This is a genomic window from Amycolatopsis sp. NPDC049252, from assembly GCF_043197175.1.
GTDB lineage: Bacteria > Actinomycetota > Actinomycetes > Mycobacteriales > Pseudonocardiaceae > Amycolatopsis.
The window spans coordinates 1-19,277 of the sequence record NZ_JBICSQ010000025.1 but is presented as its reverse complement, the minus strand read 5'-3'; the positions used below and the strand labels follow the sequence as shown (position 1 = coordinate 19,277).

General features: G+C 71.3%; 17 protein-coding genes. 9 read left to right on the top strand and 8 right to left on the bottom strand.

From position 1 onward, the window contains the following. Window positions 1-60 precede the first annotated feature (60 nt). The gene (locus ACGFMK_RS25150) at window positions 61-873 is read left to right on the top strand and encodes an MBL fold metallo-hydrolase (protein WP_392767724.1); all 813 of its coding nucleotides are present in this window, start codon (window positions 61-63) and stop codon (window positions 871-873) included. Between the two features lie 2 nt (window positions 874-875). Here ACGFMK_RS25150 and ACGFMK_RS25145 read toward each other — a convergent pair whose 3' ends face one another. Continuing rightward, window positions 876-1,349, bottom strand: a complete 474-nt coding sequence (locus ACGFMK_RS25145) for an Lrp/AsnC family transcriptional regulator (RefSeq protein ID WP_323323482.1) — start codon at window positions 1,347-1,349, stop codon at window positions 876-878. Between the two features lie 121 nt (window positions 1,350-1,470). Here ACGFMK_RS25145 and hppD point away from each other — a divergent pair, with 121 nt between their 5' ends. From hppD to ACGFMK_RS25115, 6 genes are all read left to right on the top strand, one after another. Continuing rightward, window positions 1,471-2,673, top strand: coding sequence for a 4-hydroxyphenylpyruvate dioxygenase (gene hppD, locus ACGFMK_RS25140; protein WP_392767720.1), 1,203 nt, complete (start codon window positions 1,471-1,473; stop codon window positions 2,671-2,673). A gap of 124 nt (window positions 2,674-2,797) precedes the next feature. Further along, window positions 2,798-3,355, top strand: coding sequence for a YbaB/EbfC family nucleoid-associated protein (locus ACGFMK_RS25135; protein ID WP_392767717.1), 558 nt, complete (start codon window positions 2,798-2,800; stop codon window positions 3,353-3,355). Between the two features lie 10 nt (window positions 3,356-3,365). After that, a complete protein-coding gene (locus ACGFMK_RS25130) occupies window positions 3,366-3,674 on the top strand; it encodes a type VII secretion target (RefSeq protein ID WP_392767714.1) in 309 nt (102 codons plus the stop codon). After that, complete coding sequence (locus ACGFMK_RS25125) at window positions 3,674-7,579, top strand: hypothetical protein (protein ID WP_392767711.1); 3,906 nt, start codon at window positions 3,674-3,676, stop codon at window positions 7,577-7,579. The genes ACGFMK_RS25130 and ACGFMK_RS25125 overlap by 1 nt, the downstream gene beginning before the upstream one ends. A gap of 5 nt (window positions 7,580-7,584) precedes the next feature. After that, a complete protein-coding gene (locus ACGFMK_RS25120; protein WP_392767708.1) occupies window positions 7,585-8,424 on the top strand; it encodes an immunity 49 family protein in 840 nt (279 codons plus the stop codon). 21 nt (window positions 8,425-8,445) lie between these two features. Beyond that, entirely contained in the window at window positions 8,446-9,288 is an 843-nt protein-coding gene (locus ACGFMK_RS25115) for a ferredoxin (protein ID WP_392767705.1), read from the top strand. Between the two features lie 28 nt (window positions 9,289-9,316). Here the strand turns inward: ACGFMK_RS25115 and ilvA are convergent, their stop codons facing one another. Continuing rightward, complete coding sequence (ilvA, locus tag ACGFMK_RS25110) at window positions 9,317-10,519, bottom strand: threonine ammonia-lyase (protein WP_392767703.1); 1,203 nt, start codon at window positions 10,517-10,519, stop codon at window positions 9,317-9,319. Between the two features lie 94 nt (window positions 10,520-10,613). Here ilvA and ACGFMK_RS25105 point away from each other — a divergent pair, with 94 nt between their 5' ends. Further along, window positions 10,614-10,886 carry a hypothetical protein gene (locus ACGFMK_RS25105; RefSeq protein ID WP_392767700.1) on the top strand — a complete coding sequence of 91 codons (273 nt, stop codon included), beginning with the start codon at window positions 10,614-10,616 and terminating at the stop codon, window positions 10,884-10,886. A gap of 69 nt (window positions 10,887-10,955) precedes the next feature. Here the strand turns inward: ACGFMK_RS25105 and ACGFMK_RS25100 are convergent, their stop codons facing one another. From ACGFMK_RS25100 to ACGFMK_RS25075, 6 genes are all read right to left on the bottom strand, one after another. Next, window positions 10,956-12,113 carry a cystathionine gamma-synthase gene (locus ACGFMK_RS25100; RefSeq protein ID WP_392767697.1) on the bottom strand — a complete coding sequence of 386 codons (1,158 nt, stop codon included), beginning with the start codon at window positions 12,111-12,113 and terminating at the stop codon, window positions 10,956-10,958. Window positions 12,114-12,163: 50 nt separating this feature from the next. Next, window positions 12,164-12,613 (bottom strand): hypothetical protein, encoded by a 450-nt coding sequence (locus ACGFMK_RS25095; RefSeq protein WP_392767694.1) that lies wholly within the window; start codon window positions 12,611-12,613, stop codon window positions 12,164-12,166. Between the two features lie 24 nt (window positions 12,614-12,637). Then, window positions 12,638-13,093, bottom strand: a complete 456-nt coding sequence (locus tag ACGFMK_RS25090) for a hypothetical protein (protein ID WP_392767691.1) — start codon at window positions 13,091-13,093, stop codon at window positions 12,638-12,640. A 434-nt stretch (window positions 13,094-13,527) separates the two neighbouring features. Beyond that, complete coding sequence (locus ACGFMK_RS25085) at window positions 13,528-15,021, bottom strand: hypothetical protein (RefSeq protein ID WP_392767689.1); 1,494 nt, start codon at window positions 15,019-15,021, stop codon at window positions 13,528-13,530. Between the two features lie 128 nt (window positions 15,022-15,149). After that, a complete protein-coding gene (locus ACGFMK_RS25080) occupies window positions 15,150-16,520 on the bottom strand; it encodes a cystathionine beta-synthase (protein ID WP_392767686.1) in 1,371 nt (456 codons plus the stop codon). A 347-nt stretch (window positions 16,521-16,867) separates the two neighbouring features. Continuing rightward, complete coding sequence (locus ACGFMK_RS25075) at window positions 16,868-17,812, bottom strand: pentapeptide repeat-containing protein (protein WP_392767683.1); 945 nt, start codon at window positions 17,810-17,812, stop codon at window positions 16,868-16,870. 125 nt (window positions 17,813-17,937) lie between these two features. Between ACGFMK_RS25075 and ACGFMK_RS25070 the strand changes: the two genes are divergently transcribed. Then, window positions 17,938-19,158, top strand: a complete 1,221-nt coding sequence (locus ACGFMK_RS25070; RefSeq protein WP_392767680.1) for an acetyl-CoA C-acetyltransferase — start codon at window positions 17,938-17,940, stop codon at window positions 19,156-19,158. Window positions 19,159-19,277: the final 119 nt, after the last annotated feature.

Genomic DNA, 19,277 nt, shown 5'->3' with positions numbered 1-19,277 from the left:
CGGGCGCGCATCCCCGCGGCTAGCGTGTCCTCCCGGAATGCATCTTCCGGGAGGACTTCAGTGAGCACGGAACCGATTTGCCAGGCCTGCGGCATGCAGTACGCCGAGGCCCGGGACAACTGCCCGGTCTGCGAAGACGAACGCCAGTACGTCCCGGCGTCCGGGCAGCAGTGGACGAACCTGGCCACACTCCGCGCGAGCGGTACGTACACCCCGCGCGTCGAGGAACAGGGCCCCGGCATCGTCGGCGTCGGCTCGAACCCCGGGTTCGCGATCGGTGAACGCGCCCTGCTGGTGCAGGCGGAATCCGGCAACTTCCTCTGGGACTGCGCGGCCTACCTCGACGACGCGCTCGTCGAGGAGGTGAACGCCCTCGGCGGCATCACCGGCATCGCGATCAGCCACCCGCACTACTACACGACGATGGTCGAGTGGGCGCACGCGTTCGACGTGCCGATCCACCTCCACGAGGGCGACCGGCAGTGGATCGGGCGGCCCGACCCGTCGGTGGAGCTGTGGTCCGGCACCACCTTGGACGTCGCGCCCGACCTGCGGCTGATCAACCTCGGGGTGCACTTCGACGGCGGCACGGTCCTGCACTGGCCGGCCGGCGAAGAGGGCCGCGGCGCGCTGCTGTCCGGCGACATCGTGCAGGTGATCCCCGACCGCACGCACGTCGGTTTCATGTACAGCTACCCGAACCTGGTCCCGGAGCGCCCGCACGTCGTCCGCCGCGCGGCCGAACTGCTGGCGGGCTACCGGTTCGACGCGATCTACGGCGCCTGGTGGGACGCGATCGTGCGCACCGACGGCTTCGAGGTCGTGCAGCGGTCGGCGAGGCGGTACCTGGGCCAGGTCGTCGAGAAGGACTGAGGTCACTCCCGCGCGGTCCGCTCCAGCAGGGGGCGGACCCGCGGGGGTACCGGCGTCGACAGCGCGATCGACGTCGACGTCCGCTGCACGTCCGGGACGCCGACGACCTCGTCGATCACGCGCTGCAGGTCGTCGTTGCCCCGCGCCACCATCCGGACGAACAGGTCGCCCTGGCCGGTCGTCGCGTGGACTTCGCAGACCTCGTCGATCGCCGCCAGCGCCTTCGCGACCTCCGCGCGGCGACCCTGCGCGATCTCGATCACGGCGAACGCCGTGAGGCCGTACCCCATCGCCGCCAGGTCGAGCTCCGGCGGGAAACCGCCGAGGATGCCGCGTTCGGTGAGGCGGTCGAGGCGCGCCTGGACCGTCCCGCGCGCCACCCCGAGCCGGCGCGCGCACTCCAGCACCCCGAGCCGCGGGGAGTCGGTCAGCAACAGCAGCAGCCGCGCGTCGAGCGCGTCCAGGTTCTCCGACATTGCTCTCTCCCTGCGCACATTGTCCAAGCTGACTGCCAGTGTCCCTCATTGACCGGGCAGGTTGTCCAGCAAAATGAACGACTATTGCACATCTTGCCTCACGAGGCAGATCCTTCGGGGTATGACCCAGACTGCCGAACCCCACCAGGGTGCCCTCGACGACGTCAGCTACGACCAGCTGCGTCAGCTCGTCGGCCTCGTCGACCACGACGCCTCGACAGACCCGTTCCCGGTCAAGGCCATGGACGCGGTCGTGTTCATCGCCGGCAACGCGACCCAGACCGCCTGGTACTACCAGATCGCGTTCGGGATGCAGCTGGTCGCCTACTCCGGCCCCGAAACCGGCGACTTCGAGCGCAAGTCGTACGTGCTCAAGTCCGGCTCGGCCCGGTTCGTCATCACCGGCGGCGTGCGGCCGGACTCGCCGCTGCTGGACCACCACCGCAAGCACGGCGACGGCGTCATCGACCTGGCGCTGGAGACCACCGACGTCGACAAGTGCATCGAGCACGCCCGCGCGCAGGGCGCGACCGTTCTCGAGGAGCCGCACGACGTCTCCGACGAGCACGGCACCGTGCGCGTCGCCGCGATCGCGACCTACGGCGAAACCCGCCACTCGCTGGTCGACCGGTCGCGCTACACCGGCGTCTACCTGCCCGGCTACGAGCCGCGCGAGAGCACCGTCAAGCGGCCCGAAGGCGCGCCGAAGCGGCTGTTCCAGGCCGTCGACCACTGCGTCGGCAACGTCGAGCTCGGCAAGATGGACTACTGGGTCGACTGGTACCACCGCGTCATGGGCTTCGTGAACATGGCGGAGTTCGTCGGCGACGACATCGCGACCGAGTACTCGGCGCTGATGAGCAAGGTCGTCTCGAACGGCAACCACCGGGTCAAGTTCCCGCTGAACGAGCCCGCCGTGGCGAAGAAGAAGTCGCAGATCGACGAGTACCTCGAGTTCTACGGCGGCGCGGGCTGCCAGCACATCGCGCTGGCCACCAACGACATCATCGCCACGGTCACCGCGATGCGCGCCGCGGGCGTCGAATTCCTCGACACCCCGGCGTCCTACTACGAGGACCCGGAACTGCGCGCCCGCATCGGCAACGTCCGCGTGTCGATCGAGACGCTGAAGGAGCACAGCATCCTCGTCGACCGCGACGAGGACGGTTACCTGCTGCAGATCTTCACCAAGCCGATCGGCGACCGGCCGACCGTGTTCTACGAGCTCATCGAGCGCCACGGTTCGCTGGGCTTCGGCAAGGGCAACTTCAAGGCCCTGTTCGAAGCGATCGAGCGTGAACAGGAGCGCCGCGGCAACCTCTGACCCGCAAAGCCGTGAAGGCCACCATGAGGGACTCTGAGTCCCCTATGGTGGCCTTCACGGCTTTCGGGGGAACCGCGGGCGGCTCGGATCCGTCAGTGTGGAGAGGGACAGAAAAGGGGCGGGGATGCCGGACAGCGTCGACGCGAGCGACGAGATGATCGACAACTGGACCAAGCGGCTCGAGGAGAACGCCGCCCGGTACCAGGCGCTGGCCGAGCACATGCAGGGCCAGACGGTCACCGAGCGGTCGAAGGACGGCACGGTGACGGTGACCGTCGATTCGCGTGGACTGCTGAAGAACCTCGTCATCGCGGAGTCCGCGGCCGGCACCAAGCGGATGGCCGAGATCTCGGCGCAGGTGATGCAGCTGGTGCAGCGCGCGCAGGCGCGGATCCCGGAGCTGTTGCAGCAGGCGATGACCGAGACCACCGGCACCGGTGACCAGGCCGCCGTCGAGATCGTCCGGGAGGCGCAGAGCACCTTCCCGGAGCCGCCGCCGGAGCCCGAGCCCACGTTCCCGGAGCCCGACCGCGTCCGCCGGTTCCTGCCGGAGGACAACGACTCGCCACCGCCCGCGCCGCCGCGCACTCCGCCGCCACCGCCGCAGCAGCAACCGCCGCGGCGCCGCCGTCCGGCCGGCAACGACGATGACGATGACTTCGGCGGACCGATCCTGTCCTGAGGGGGAAACCGTGTCAGACGTGGAACTCAGCACCGACCTGACCGCGCACGCGAAGCAGCTGGACACCATCGGCGACGGGCTGCAGCAGGCCGTCGACGCGGCCAACCAGGTGAGCATGCCGACGGACGCGTACGGCATTCTCTGCCAGCCGTTCCGGATGCTGCTCGACCCGGTGGAGCAGTACGGGATCAACGCGCTCAAGGACGCCGTGCAGGCGATGACCGCCGTCTCCGGCAAGGTCCGCGAAGCCGCTGCGGCGTACCACACCTACGAATCCGGGGTGGCCGGCGACCTGAACAAGTCCGCGGGCGGCGCGTGATGCCCGAGGGCAACCCGCTCGTCGCGGACGCCAAGCAGGACCCCAACGGCCCGGGTCCGCTGACCGCCGGCAACGGCGACTACGGCTGGGCCGGCGGCATCGGGCTCGCCGAGTCGTCGATGGACGCGTTCAACGGGATCAAGGACGGCGACTGGGTTTCCGGCGGCCTCGGCGTGCTGAGCCTGGCCGGCGAGATCGCCGGTGCCGCGGTCGACCCGTTCGGCTACCTGATGTCGTCGGTGGCGTCGTTCCTGATGGAGCACATCCAGCCGTTGAAGGACATGCTGGACTCGCTCGCGGGCAACCCGCCGGTGATCCAGTCCTATGCGGACACCTGGGGCAACGTCTCGAAGGCGCTGGGCGAGCGGAAGACCGACTTCGACAACGCGGTCAAGACCGGCACGGCGGGGTGGCAGGGCGCGGGCGCCGACGCGTACCGCCAGTTCGCCACCGAGCACAGCGACGCCCTTTCCGGCGCGGCGACGGTCGCCGGCGCGATCAGCACGGTCACCATGATCATGGGCCAGGTCGTCTCGTTCGTCCGGGAGACCGTCCGGCAGCTGATCGCGGACCTGGTCGGCAAGCTCATCGCGTGGGTGATGGAGGAAGTCTTCTCGCTGGGCTTCGGCACGCCGGTGGTCGTCGCGCAGGCGTCGGCCGCGATCGCCAAGTGGGGCAAGAAGATCGGTGAGCTCCTCAAGAAGCTGACCGACACGATCCGCAAGGTGTCGCCGCTGCTGTCGAAGCTCGTCGACATCTTCGAGAAGATCGCCAAGGTCTTCGGCAAGGTGCTGGGCAAGGTCAGTGGCTTGGACGGGCTGAAGATCAAGGAAGGCGGCTTCGTCCACAAGATCCCCAAGGGTGAGGGCGGCGTCCACGCCCGGGCCCACGGCGAGGGTTCTTCCGGCGGCGACGGCGACGGTGCGCACAGCGGTGAGACGTCGTCGACGGATTCCGGCCACGCGAACGGGGATTCGCCGAGTTCCGATCCGATGAACACCGACTCGCCGGCGGACCCGGCTTCCCGCCGGAGCTCGAGCGGCGACGGATCCCGGTCGCCGGACGGGAACGATTCCCCGGCGGCACACGGTGGTGACGGTTCGCCGGACGGCAGCCCGTCTTCGGTGCGTTCGGACGCCGGGGACAGCGGCTCTTCGCCGACTCGATCTCCTTCCCACGCAAGCGATTCGAGCCCGTCACCGACCCGCGCCGGGGACGGTTCGCCGTCGCACGCGGGGGACAGCAGCCCCTCACCGACGCGCGGCAGCGACAGCACTCCTTCGCACGTCGGCGACAGCAGCCCGTCACCGACGCGCGGCGCCGACAACACTCCTTCGCCCACCGGCGACAGCTCGCCATCGCACGCCAGCAACAACAGCCCCTCGCCCGCGCGCGGCGCCGACAACACCGCTTCCCACACCAGCGACAGCTCGCCATCGCCTACCCGCGGCAGCACCCCGTCCCACGCGAGCGACACCAGCCCCTCACCCACCCGCGGCGCCGACAACACGCCCTCCCACACCGCCGACAGCTCTCCATCGCACGCCAGCGACACCAGCCCCTCACCCACCCGCGGCGCCGACAACACCCCTTCCCACACCGGGGACAGCAGCGCGTCCCCGGCTCGCGGCGGCGACGGCGGGTCCCCCGCGCACTCCGGATCGTCGCCCGCCGCGCGGTCCGAGGCACCCGGCTCGCACGCCGGCGGTGACACCTCGAGCAGCGCCGCGCCGCCGCGGGCCGACGGGACCACCTCCGCCAGCGGTACCGTCCCGGCGGCACCCCGCACCGGGGACCCGGGGACCCAGTTCCCGGCACCGCGCGGCGGGGACGGCGCCGCCGCGTCCGGCATCCCGCCGCAGGGTGGCGCGCCGATGGGCGGCGGCATGCCGCCCGGTGGCGGCGCCGGCGGCGGTCTCGGCGGCGGTTCCCCGCGCACCGGCGGCGGCCCCGGCTGGACCGGCACCCCGGGCAGCCCCGGCGCGCGCACTCCGCACGCCGACGCCCCCGGCCGGCCACACACCGGCGGTGACCTCCCCCAGGGGCGGCCACGCCCGGGTGGCGACACCCCGCGGCCGCGCACGCCGGACGCACCCGCCCCGGCGGCTCGCGGTTTCGGGCCCGGCACGCACGGACCGGGCGGCCAGCCCCCGGGCGCCCGGCCGGGTGGTCCCGGGCACACCGGACCCGGCGGCCCGCACGGTCCCGACGGACACGGCCCGCACGAGAACGGCCCCGGCCACCACGATCCCGGTCATGACCCGGACGGCGGCCCGACCCACCACGACGAGCCGCTCAGCCCGGACGAGGTCAACGCGCGGCACGCCGAAAGCACGCCGTCCGGCAGCTCCTACCACGCCGGCGACCCGGAGATGGGCGACCTGCCGCACCGCGTGCCGCCCGACCCGGACGGCCGCTACACCGTCGACGTGCACGTCACGCCGGACGGCCACGCCCGCATCGGCGACCGCCTCTACACGCCGGAGGAGTTCGCGGACGTCCTGCGCCGCAACGCCGACTACGACGGCCGCCCGGTCCGCCTGATCGGCTGCGACGCGGGTTCGAACGACTTCGCCCACCGGCTTTCGCGCGAGCTCGACACCGAGGTGATGGCCCCGACCAAGCCGGCGTGGACCGACGCGCACGGCCGCGTCTTCTCCTCCGACTACGAAATCGGCCCGGACGGCCGGATGCGCCCGCGCATCCCCCCGGACGGCGAGTGGAACGCCCACCACCCCGACGGCTCGACGCACAGCGTGGGCGACGACGGGTTCACCCCCGGCACCCACGACCGGGCGGCGTCGGCCGACACCGCCCGCGCCCGCGGCGACGAGCCGGGCTGGCAGGACCGCCCCGGTCCGGACGGCCGCACCCCCCGCGAAAACATCGCCGACCCGGAGTACATCAAGAAGCACTACTACCGGCGTCCGACCGAGCACGGCGAAGAGCTGGTCATCAACCACCGCTACGCGAACGTCAACCCACCGCCGCCCCAGCTCGACCTCGTCAACGGGGAACCGCGGTTCAAGGGCGAGCGGCCGCCGGCGGAATCGCTCGGCTTCGACGAATCCCGCTCCTCGACGCACCCTCCCCAGCGGACGCCGGAGCACGACGTCACCCCGGAGGGGCACGAGCCGGGGACCGGGCACGACCGGACGCCCGGCGAGGAGCCCGCCGGCGAGCTGCCCGACGCCCGGAACTGGCGCGAAACCGATTACGACCGCATCGACGACCGGGTGCACGATCGCCAGGTCGCCCAGGAAGAGTTCGACGGCAAGACGAGAGGCGTCGACGACGACTGGAACGACAAGTTCAACGCGCGGAACGACGCCTCCGAACGGCTCGGCGAAGAGGCGTCCGGGCACGCTTTGCGCGATCGGCTGCAGCGGGACTTCTCCGAGTCCTTCCCCGGTGAGGACTTCGACGTCCGGCCGCACCCGGACGCGCCGGACGGCAGCCACCGCTACCAGATCGTCGACGCGGACGGCACCGTGCGGGCCGAGATCTCACCACGGCACCCGATCGACGGGGGCAAGCCCGGCGCCGGCAACTTCGACCACATCTGGGAGGTCGACTACAAGAACGGCGGTGAGCCGCACTACATCGTCCACGAGGCGAAGGGACCCGGCGGACAACCGAGCACGCACTACGACCGGGCCCGGGACCGGACCTTCCAGCAGGGCCACCCCGAGTACTTCGACTACCTCGTCAAGAGGATGGAAAAGACGGATCCGGACCTCGCGGAAGCGCTGGAACGGGCCAAACTGCAGCACCGGCTGGACTACGTGGAGGTCCGCGCGCGGGTTGACGAGTCGGGCAGCCCGCACGTCAACCTTGGCTACGATTACAAGCCCTACAACGGTTACGGCTACCAGTCGCCGTTACCGGCACCACCGGCGGAATGAGATCGATGACCACCGTGTCGAGGCACCCCGTTGACCAGGACGTCGCCCGGAAGCAGATCGACGCGCTGGCCCCGAAGATCGGCTTCTACATCGACTACGTCGAAACCGATCCGAGCGCACTGAACAACGTGCTGCGCCGGGCGCTGACGCTCATGCGGTACCGCAGCGTCGTCGATCCCGCCGCGGCCGGCCCGGAAATCTGGCGCGACCTGCGGACGGCGGCCGAAGCGGGCACGGCGATCTTCACGGCGGCCACGGGTGAGGGCGAGGTCGAGGCCGTCGTCACCCGGCCCATGCGCTTCGCCGCCACCGGGCCCACCTCGACGGCGGACGCCGGCAACTGGCTCACCGCGGCCTGGCTGGCCGTGGTCGACCGCAACGACGACCTGATCCAGCGGCTCTGCGCCGTTCCGCTCGACCTGCTGCGCGCGTCCGGCGACTACGACGCGTACATGGGACCCTGGCTGGAGACCGTGCAGAACTTCCTGGCCCGCCGCGAAGTCCCGGCGGAGCTGTTCGGCGCGGCGATGGACGGCACCGACCCGGACGCCGTCCGCAACACGCCGCGGCGCGCCATGCTCCAGCTCGTCTACCCGCCGATCGAGATGTTCTACTACCTGCTCCGCCGCGACGACGAGAAGTTCAACGTCTCCCTGGCCAGGGCGCTCGAACAGCACCGCAGCTACTGGACGAGCGACGAGGAGACGGCCACCGAACCGGACGGCTTCGTCGCCTTGGCCCCGCTCGCGATCGCCGTGCTGGCGCGTTCGGCCGGCATGAACGTCGACGTCGAATCCGAATACCTGCCCACGAACTTCCTGCTGGGCGCCCGGCCGCCGGTGTAGGCGGCGAGGAGAGGGAGGACCATGACCCGGCCACCGGGACCGCTGCGCCCGGACCAGCAGCAGGAGGTCGTCCGGCAGATCGGCGTCGCGCTCGCGTCCCAGGCGCCCCCGGGCTGGCGGCAGCTGCGGATCGAGTACCGCGCCGCGGGCCGGCACGTCGAGGCCGACCTGCTGGTGACCGGTCCGGACGGCCAGCCGCGCCCGGCACCGCCGCACCCGGAGGCGGTGCGGCTGCTCGGTGTGCTGCGCGCGGGGATGTACCAGCCCGGGCGCGGCACCTGGCTGGGCGTGATCTGCGCGTTCGACCCCACGCAGCCGCCCGACATCGACTTCGTGCGGCCGGACCTCGAACCGCCGTTCCGGCAGCAACCGCCGGTCCTGGGGTTCCAGGACGAGCTGCGGTTCTTCCCGCGCGCCGAGGAGCACGTCCCGGCCTGGCTGCGGGAGAAGGCCGGGCTGCCGCCGCTGACGCCCCCGGGGCTGGACGGCGAGGTGCGGACCCCGCGGATCTACGACGGCCTGGACGCGGCGGGCACCCCTCTCGTCCGCCGCCAGCCGCTCGTTCCGGCCGAGGCCGAGCGGGTGCTGGCCTACCTGGACGCGGCGCCGGTCATCCTGGCGTCCCGCAGTTACGGGACCGACGCGTTCGCGCCGGACCGGACCGACGCCGTGCCGATGAACTTCCGCACCGACGGGGCGTGGGCCTGGCCCGGCGCCGTCGCGTACTACCTGCGCGAGCACGGGGTGCCGCCGGATCCGGACCTGGTCGCCCACATCCGGGCCCGGCGGTTCGCCGCGCCGTCGGAGGTGTCCGCCGAAGCCACGGTCCTGGCGCTGGCGGCGATCACCAGCGAGCGGTCGTGACATCCGGGCTCCGCCACCCGAAAGCCCCTCAGACCACCGTGTAACCGGCGTTCGTCAGCGCGATCTCGATCTCCTTGCAGTGCTCGGGACCGCGGGTTTCCAGCGCCAGCACGACGTCGGCCTCGCCGAGGTCGAGGCTGCCGGAGATCCGGGAGTGCTCGACGTCGAGCACGTTCGCGCCCAGCCCGCTGACGCACGAGAGCACCCCCACCAGCGACCCCGGCCGATCCGGGACCCGCAGGTGGAGCCGCAGGTAGCGGCCGCCGGCGGTCATGCCGTGCTGGATGATCTGCAGGAGCAGCACCGGGTCGACGTTGCCGCCGGAGAGGATGGCCACGACCGGCGGCTCGAACGCGCCGGGGTGCTGCAGCAGGGCGGCGACGGTCGCCGCGCCGGCGGGCTCGACGACCAGCTTGCGCCGTTCCAGGCAGAGCAGGACGGCCCGCGAGAGCGACTGCTCGGACACCGTCACGACGTCGTCGACCAGGGATTCGACGTGGGCGAAGCTGACCGGGCCCGGCTCGCCGACGGCGATCCCGTCGGCCATCGTCGACGTCTGGCTCAGCCGGACCGGCGCGCCCGCGGCCAGCGACGGCGGGTACGCGGCGGCCTCCTCGGCCTGGACGCCGACGACCCGGACGTCCGGCCGCACGGCCTTCACGGCCGACGCGACCCCGCCGACCAGCCCGCCGCCGCCGGTGGCGACGAGGATCGTCTTGACCCCGGGCACCTGCTCCAGGATCTCGAGGCCGACCGTGCCCTGGCCGGCGATGACGTCCTGGTGGTCGAACGGGTGGATGAACACCGCCCCGGTCCGCTCGCCGAACTCGATCGCGGCGGCGAGGGTCTCCTCGAGCAGCGCGCCGTGCAGGTGGACGTCGGCACCGTAACCGCGCGTGGCGGCGAGTTTCGGCAGCGGCGCCCGCAGCGGCATGAAGACGGTCGACTTGGCGCCGAGCAGCGAAGACGCGAGCGCGACGCCCTGCGCGTGGTTGCCGGCGCTGGCCGCGACGACGCCCCGCGCGCGTTCTTCGTCGGTGAGGCCGTGGATGCGGGTGTAGGCACCGCGGATCTTGAACGACCCCGTGCGCTGCAGGTTTTCGCACTTCAGGTGCACCGGACCGCCGTGGAGCCGGCGCAGGTCGCGCGCGTGCTCCATCGGCGTCACCCGGGTCACTCCTTTGAGGAGTTCGCGGGCGGCCTGGATCCGCTCGATGGTGACGAGTTCCATGAGCCGGATGATGCCACTCAGGAGATCCACAGGTTGATCGGACCGGGAGCCGGGTACCCTTGGCGTGTCAACTCGCGGTAAACAGGGAGCAACCATGGCACGGGGGACCGACGCGAACGCCGCTCGACGGGCGCGCGCCACCCGCTCCGCCGGGCTGGTTCCGCTCGTGATCGGGCTGGCCTCGGCCGCCGCCCTCACCGGAGCCGCCTACATCACGGTGGACAGCGCTTCGTGCGCGTCGCCGGCCCAGTACATCCGCCACGACAGCCACGTCGAGCTGGTCGGCGGCTGCGTCGACGGCGCGGACCTGCCCGCCACGGGCACCCCGAAGCCCGGCACCGTGGTGCACGGCAACTACAACCCCTGACCTGCGCAAAGCCCGCGAAAACGGCGCCGGAGCTGCGTGCTCCGGCGCCGTTTTGCCGTCTTCGAGAGATCAGCCGAGGGCGGCCAGCAGGTCCGAGACCAGGTCGGTGCCGTCTTCGATGCCGACCGACAGGCGCAGCAGGTCCGCCGGCACCTGGAGCGTCGAACCCGCGGTGCTCGCGTGGGTCATCTTGCCCGGGTGCTCGATCAGCGACTCGATGCCGCCGAGCGACTCGGCGAGGATGAACAGCTTGGTGCGCGAAGCGACGTCCAGCGCGGCCTGCTCACCGTCGACGTGGCTGAACGAGACCATCCCGCCGAAGCGGCGCATCTGCTTCGCCGCGACCTCGTGGCCGGGGTGCTCCGGCAGGCCCGGGTAGTAGACCTTCGCGACCTTCGGGTGCTTCAGCAGCGCCTGCACGACCAGTTCGGCGTTGTCGCTGTGCCGCTCCATGCGCAGGGCGAGGGTCTTGATGCCGCGCAGGGTCAGCCACGCGTCGAACGGGCCGGGCACCGCGCCCGCGGCGTTGCGCAGGTAGAAGAACTGCTCGCGCAGCTCGTCTTCGTTGGTGACGATCGCGCCGCCGACGACGTCGGAGTGACCGCCGAGGTACTTGGTGGTGGAGTGCAGCACGATGTCCGCGCCGAGCGACAGCGGGTTCTGCAGGTACGGCGTCGCGAACGTGTTGTCGACGACCAGGCGGGCGCCGGCGTCGTGCGCGACCCCGGCCAGCGCGGCGATGTCGGCGATGCCGAGCATCGGGTTGGTCGGCGACTCACACCAGATCAGCTTGGTCTCGGGCCGGATCGCGGCGCGCACCTCGTCGAGGTTGCCCAGGTCCGCGACCGTGTGCTCGACGCCCCAGAGGCTGAGCACCTTGTCGATCAGGCGGAACGTGCCGCCGTAGGCGTCGTTGCCGAGCACGAGGTGGTCGCCGGGGCGGAGAGTGCTGCGCAGCACGACGTCGGACGCGGCCATGCCGGACGCGAAGGCGAGGGCGTGGCGGCCGCCTTCCAGCGAGGCCAGTGCCTCCTCCAGCGCGCTGCGGGTCGGGTTCGCGGTGCGCGAGTACTCGAAGTCGCCCTCGCGGGTTCCGCCCACGCCGTCCTGCGCGTAGGTCGAGGTCTGGTAGATGGGCACGATGACCGCGCCGGTGCGGGGGTCGGGCTTCTGACCGGCGTGGATCGCGCGAGTCTCGAATCCCAAATCGGAGTAGTCGTCCACCATCGGTTCAGCGTACGGCCCGGCCCGGACATTCCCGTCAGGTGGGATACATCTCAGGCCTGACGCTCGAATCGCGGGAGCCCGCACCACCGCGCGGCCGGCGCCGAGATTGCCAGCGCGAGGGTGGCGGCGGCGGGCGGCAGCACCACGACCAGCGCCAGGACGCCGCCTGCGACCAGGCCGCCGGGACCGACGTCGAGGGACGCCAAGCCCGTCGCCGACAGCAGCAGTGACGTCAGCGTCGCGACGATCGCCGTCGCGCTGCCGACGATGCAACCCAGCCTGCCCAGGGGGTCACGGCGCAGCAGCAGGACACCGCCGGGTATGAGAGCGGCCGTCAGCAGCAGGTCGACCACCGCGTGGACGGCGGTGCGGGCCGCGTCCTCCGGGAACCGGAACAGCGTGACGACGTCCAGGAGCAGTCCGGCCAGGTAGAGCAGCCCGCCGAGCAGGGCGAGGCCGCCGGCGGCGCGCGCCGTCCGGGTGTCGTCGATCGTGATCACGGGGCCCGAGGATAGGGCCCCGGCTCACCAGGTCCGTGACGAGTACGCGCCCTGGCCGCCGAACACCGGCAGGGAGGGCGTGCTGCGGTAACGCAGGTACCGGAAGGTCGGCGGCAGGAACGCCAGCACCAGCACGAGGACCGCGAGGCCGGCGAGGCCCACCCGGTCGACCATGGCGAGGCCACCGTGGGTGAACATCGCGTCGACGTATCGGGCGAGCGGTACCCCGGCCGAGAGCGGCTCGACCAGCAGGGCGCCGATCGCCAGCAGGGCGCCGACCCCGAGCAGGATCGCGCCGGCGGTCGCGCGGAACAACGTCGCGAGCGAACCGAGCAACAGCACCAGTCCGGCAACGAGAAATCCGGCCAGATCGACAAGAACCAACGGGGGCAGCATTCCGAGGCTGAATTCGGCGGGCATGTCGAGAAAGATCTTGACCGGCACGAAACCCGCGGCGGCCGCGGCCGGCAAACCGAGCACCCCGGCAAGCACCGCCGTTACTCCGGACGGCCTAGCGGATGAATACGAATGCGAATGCGCTACCGGGTAACCGCGCGGACCGGTCACAACTCCCCCATCAACAGAGCACGAGACTACGGCGCTCAGCCTAGCCGGGAAAAGTGGAAGGAGTCAGGAAAAAGAACGGAATTCGGCCGGACGGCGGAACCCAAGATCATTTTCCTGCGGTAGCGGCAGAAATCCTGTCACGCGATCGCGGCGCGCGCTTTACCCGCCGATTGTCCTTTTCGGACAATTGCGTGCGCGGCTATAAATGCAGCGTGCCCCGGAGCCGAATTGGCTCCGGGGCACGAAAACGGTGTTCACCAAGATCCGGTCAACTTCCGACACACGCGAGATGACCGCCGGAAGGCAAGTCACGGTGTGTGCTGCCGGTCAACCCGAACGGCCCAGTGTCACCACTGCTGCGGGGGCTGACCAGGCTGGCCGAACCCACCACTGGGCGGACCCTGCTGCTGCGGCGGCTGGCCCCAGCCCTGCGGCGGCTGACCGGGCTGCTGGCCCGGCTGCTGCGGGTAGCCGTGCGGCGGCTGGCCCGGCTGGCCGAAACCACCCGGCTGCTGCGGCTGCTGGGGAAAACCACCGCCCGACGGCTGCGGGAACCCGCCGCTGGCCGGGTTGGGACCGCCCGGCTGGCCGTAGCCCGGGGGCGGGCCGTAACCCTGCGGCGGCTGGCCGAAGCCCTGCGGCGGCGGACCGGGCTGACCCGGCTGGTGGCCGAACCCAGGCTGCTGCGGGCCACCGAACCCGGGCGGCGGACCGCCGAAACCCTGCTGCTGCGGCCCGGCCGGCGCGGCACCGCCGGCCCCGAGACCGACGAACTGCGCGGTCGCCGGGATGAGCCCGAGCACACCGATGATCAGAATCAGGATGCCGAAGATCATCGGCGCGACGCCGATGCCCGTGGCGGAGCCGACGTTCGCCCCGAACTGCTTCAGGTAGTCCGCGTTCGGCGTCGTGCCCAGCATCATCAGGACCCCGAAGAGCGTGATGAGCGCACCACTGGCCACCACCGCGATCGGCAGGAGCTTCTTCAGCGACGCCGGCAGCTTCCCGGCGAGCGCGAGCCCCACACCTGCCGCCAGTGCGACCAGACTGAAGATAAGCAGCATGATCACGTAGAACCAGAGCGTGCCCGATCCCACGACGCCCGCGTCGTTCAGGAATTTGTCGAGGACGTCGCCGCTCGGCGCGCCGCTCAGTGCCTTCGAGTAGTCACTGGCGTCGCCGAAGTACACGAAGGCGAAGATCAGCGAGAGGAGGCCCAGCAAGGCCACGACGCCACCGGCGATGTAGCCGAACATCCCGGCGCCACCGGCGGCCGAGGGCGCGCCGAACTGCTGCTGCGGCGGGCCGCCGAACTGCTGCTGGGGACCGCCGAACCCGGGCGGGCCACCGAAGCCCTGCGGCGGCTGGCCGGGCTGCCCCGGCTGGCCGAAGCCGCCCGGCTGCTGCTGCCCGAAGCCGCCCGGCTGGCCGTAACCACCCTGCTGCTGACCGAACGCCGCGGCCGGGTTGTCGGCCGCGCTCGGCGGCGGGGTGTACGGGATCGACGGCGGCGGCTGGGAACCCGGCGGGACCAGCTGCGTGGACTCCGCGATCGGGGCGTCACCGCCCGGGTTCACCATCTGCGTCGCGTTCGCGTCGACCGGGGGCAGCGCCTGAGTGGCGCCCGCCCCGCCCTCACCCGGCCGGGTGGGCTGGACGACCTGCGTCGGCTCCGGGGTCTCCCCGAACGGAGAAGCGCCCTGTGGCTGGCCGGGCTGCACGACCTGGGTCGGCTCCGGACTACCGAACGGGTTGTCCTGCTGCGGCTGGGGGCCACTCGGCGGGCCTTGAGGTGGCTGGCCGCCACCCCACGGCTGGTTCGGTGGCTGCGGTGCACTCATGTGGGTCTTGAACCCCCTTGACGAGGACGCGAAAGTGTTCTATTTGCGTCCACGCTATCGGATCACCCGGCGGGGCGCTCGTAACGCCCCGGCCGGGTCCGCCGATCTATATCTTTCTCAGCTCCGGTTCACCGGCCGGCCAGGAAGCCCAGCAGGTCGTGCCGCGTGACGACACCGGCCGGCTTGCCGTCGACCAGCACGAGCGCGCCGTCGGCCCCCTCGAGCGCGGTCATCGCGGCGCCCACCTGCTCGCCACCACCGATCGTCGGCAGCGGCGGCGACATGTGCCGGTCGAGCCGGTCGGCCAGCTGCGCCTTGCCGGTGAACAGCGCTTCGAGCAGGTCGCGCTCGTTGACCGCGCCGACGACCTCGGCCGCCATCACCGGCGGCTCCGCGCTGACCACGGGCATCTGGCTGACGCCGAACTCGGCCAGGATCGCGATGGCCTCGGCGACCGTCTCGTTCGGGTGCGAGTGCACCAGGGCCGGCAGCTGCCCGCTCTTCTTCGTCAGGACGTCCGCGACCGTCGCGCCCGAGGAGTCCGGGGGCAGGAAGCCGTAGGAGGACATCCAGGTGTCGTTGAAGACCTTGGTCAGGTAGCCGCGGCCGCCGTCGGGCAGCAGCACGACCACGACGTCGTCCTCGGTGAGGCGCTCGGCGAGCTTCAGCGCGGCCGCGACGGCCATCCCGCAGGAGCCGCCGACCAGCAGGCCCTCTTCGAGCGCGAGCCGGCGGGTGACCTGGAACGAGTCGGCGTCGGAGACCGGGATGATCTCGTCGGCGACGTTGCGGTCGTAAGTCTCCGGCCAGAAGTCCTCGCCGACGCCTTCGACCAGGTAGGGACGGCCGCTGCCGCCGGAGTAGACCGACCCCTCCGGGTCGGCGCCGACGACCTGGACGGCGCCGTCGCTGACCTCCTTGAGGTACTTGCCGGTACCGGAGATCGTGCCGCCGGTGCCGACCCCCGCGACGAAGTGGGTGATCCTCCCGTCGGTCTGCTTCCACAGCTCCGGGCCGGTCGAGAGGTAGTGGCTCTCCGGGTTCTGCGGGTTGGCGTACTGGTTGGGCTTCCAGGCGCCGTCGATCTCGCGGACCAGGCGGTCGGAGACGTTGTAGTAGGAGTCCGGGTGCTCGGGCGCGACCGCGGTCGGGCACACCACGACCCGGGCGCCGTACGCCTTGAGCACGTTGCGCTTGTCTTCGCTGACCTTGTCCGGGCAGACGAACACGCACTGGTAGCCCTTGCGCTGGGCGACCATGGCCAGCCCGACGCCGGTGTTGCCGGACGTCGGCTCCACGATCGTGCCGCCGGGGCGCAGCGCGCCGGACTTCTCCGCCGCTTCGATCATCCGCAGCGCGATCCGGTCCTTGACCGAGCCACCCGGGTTCAGGTACTCGACCTTGGCCAGCACGAGCGGCTTGAGTCCCTTGGTCAACGAGTTCAGCTTGACCAGCGGGGTGTTGCCCACGAGGTCTGCGATGTGCTCTGCGTACTCCACGACCGCCAGCCTAAACGGCCCACCGGTGGCGTTGTCCACCCAGCACGAAGCAGACCCGGGCGGACTCCGGGTGCGCGTCGGGTAGTGACGGGGCGTTGTGCGCGAGGTCGGGCCTCTTCCGGCGCCGGCGTGTCGCTAAGCCACCAAGCCGCTACCGGTGCCGATCCGGACCCGAGGGTCGCCGCACGCTGAGCCGTCATCCCGTCCCGGAGATCCCGCCCGGCGCTGTGCGCGTAGGGGGCAATCCGTCCGAGAAGTCAGAAGGGCCCAGCGAGTGCCTCGATGTTCGGCGTTCACCGGTTCACCTCCCCCGTTCCGGAATGACGAAGCTCTTTCCGCGCCCGATTCTATCGGGCGCCGGGAGCACGCGGTTCACCCTTTCGAGTCAACCGTGTCCGGCCCGGATCGTCGTCGTCCGGGCGTTCTTCCCAGTCCTCGGGCCAGGTCCTGGCGGGCCCGGGCACCGCCTCGGCCCCGGCCAGCCGTGCCACGGTCTTCGTGCCGAAATCGACCGGACCAGCAAAAAGGGCACCGTTGAACGAGTCACGGCTGCCACCGAAAACCGTGCCGCGGAAATCGACGCGGTTCTTGAACTCCGCCTGGTTGAAGTCGGCCTTGGTGCGGAATTCGGTGCCGCGGAAGGACGTGAGCTCGTGAAACTCCGTGCCGAAGCACACGATCGACCGGATCGAACAGTGCGTGAGGTTCAGCCCGACGAGCGTCGCCCCGGAGAAGTCCAGGTCGACGTCCGACCAGAAGCCCTCGTTCGGTTGTTCGACGGATCCGGCCCGCAGGTGCAGCATCAGGATGCGCTGTGCGGTCTTGCGGACCTGCAGCTCCTCGAGGTCCTTCGCCCCCACGTCGTAGGGCATCCGCAGGTACGCGCAGAGGACGTTGACGATGGTCTGCCGGTGCGGCGCGTACCCGCCGGCGAGCCGTTCGAGCGAGTACAGCCCGGCGAGCCGGACCGGCGCCTTGTCGCTCCCGAGCTGGTCGGCGGCCTTGCTGTAGATCTCGGTGACCCGGCGTTCGGTGGCGTCGTGGTCCTTCTGCACCAGGTCCAGCTCGGCCGACCGCTGCCGCCGCGCGGCGAGCAGAAGAGCGGCTGCGCCCCCGGTCCCGACGACGATGTTGGCGGCGGTCTTCAGCGCCTCCAGCCGCGCGGTGTCCTCCGGGCGCCCGCCGCCGAGCAGGGTGAGCAGCAGCGTCGCGGCGACGCCCGCCACGACCAGCAGCCCGGCTCCCCAGAGCAGGATCGTCCTCGTGCCCAGCACCCGCGTCTCGGTCCCCACGGGGTGATCCTGCCAGTCGTCGTGTTGCCTTGGTCGCGTTCGGCTTTGCGACCGGGGCCACAGGCGGCACTATGGTGAGCAACCGCTTAGCACGCTTAGCTCGCGATACGAGGATGTGTCACGTCATGCCTGAAGCCGTCATCGTCTCCACCGCGCGCTCGCCGATCGGGCGGGCCAACAAGGGCTCGCTGGTCAGCATGCGTCCCGACGACCTGACCGTGCAGATGATCCAGGCGGCACTGGCCAAGGTGCCGCAGCTCGACCCCACCGACATCGACGACCTGATGCTGGGCTGCGGCCTGCCGGGCGGCGAATCCGGGTTCAACATGGGCCGCGCGGTCGCGGTCGAGCTCGGCTACGACCACCTGCCCGGCTGCACCGTCACGCGCTACTGCTCGTCGAGCCTGCAGACCACCCGGATGGCGTTCCACGCGATCAAGGCCGGCGAGGGTGACGTCTTCATCTCGGCCGGCGTCGAGACCGTGTCGCGGTTCTCGAAGGGCAGCTCGGACTCCTGGCCGGACACCCACAACCCGCTGTTCGCCGAGGCCGAGCAGCGGACGGTGGCGACCGCCGAGTCCGGCACCGACTCCTGGACCGACCCGCGTTCCGCCGGCGACGTCCCGGACGTCTACATCGCGATGGGCCAGACCGCCGAGAACCTGGCGCGGCTGAAGGGCGTCACGCGCGAGGACATGGACGAGTTCGGCGTCCGCTCGCAGAACCTGGCCGAGAAGGCCATCGCGGACGGCTTCTGGGCCAAGGACATCACCCCGGTGACCCTCCCGGACGGCACGGTCGTCTCGAAGGACGACGGCCCCCGCGCGGGCGTGACGCTGGAAGGCGTCTCGGGCCTGAAGCCGGTGTTCCGCCCGGACGGCCGCGTCACGGCGGGCAACTGCTGCGCGCTGAACGACGGCGCGGCGGCGCTGGTCGTGATGTCCGACACGAAGGCGCGCGAGCTGGGCCTGACGCCGCTGGCGCGCATCGTCTCGACGGGTGTCACGGGCCTTTCGCCGGAGATCATGGGTTACGGCCCGGTCGAAGCGTCCAAGCAGGCGCTGTCCCGCGCCGGCCTGTCGATCGGCGACATCGACCTGGTGGAGATCAACGAGGCGTTCGCGGCGCAGGTCATCCCGTCGTACCGCGACCTGGGCATCGACGTCGACCGCCTGAACGTCAACGGCGGCGCGATCGCGGTCGGCCACCCGTTCGGCATGACGGGCGCGCGCATCACGTCCACGCTGATCAACTCCCTGCAGCACCACGACAAGCAGTTCGGCCTGGAGACGATGTGCGTGGGCGGCGGCCAGGGCATGGCGCTGATCATCGAGCGCCTCTCCTGACCTACGGGTCGTGGGGGGGGGGGGGGGGGGGGGGGGGCCCCCCCCCCCCCCCCCCCCCCCCCCCCCCCCCCCCCCCCCCCCCCCCCCCCCCCCGGCCGCGGCCGCGCGCCCCACACGAA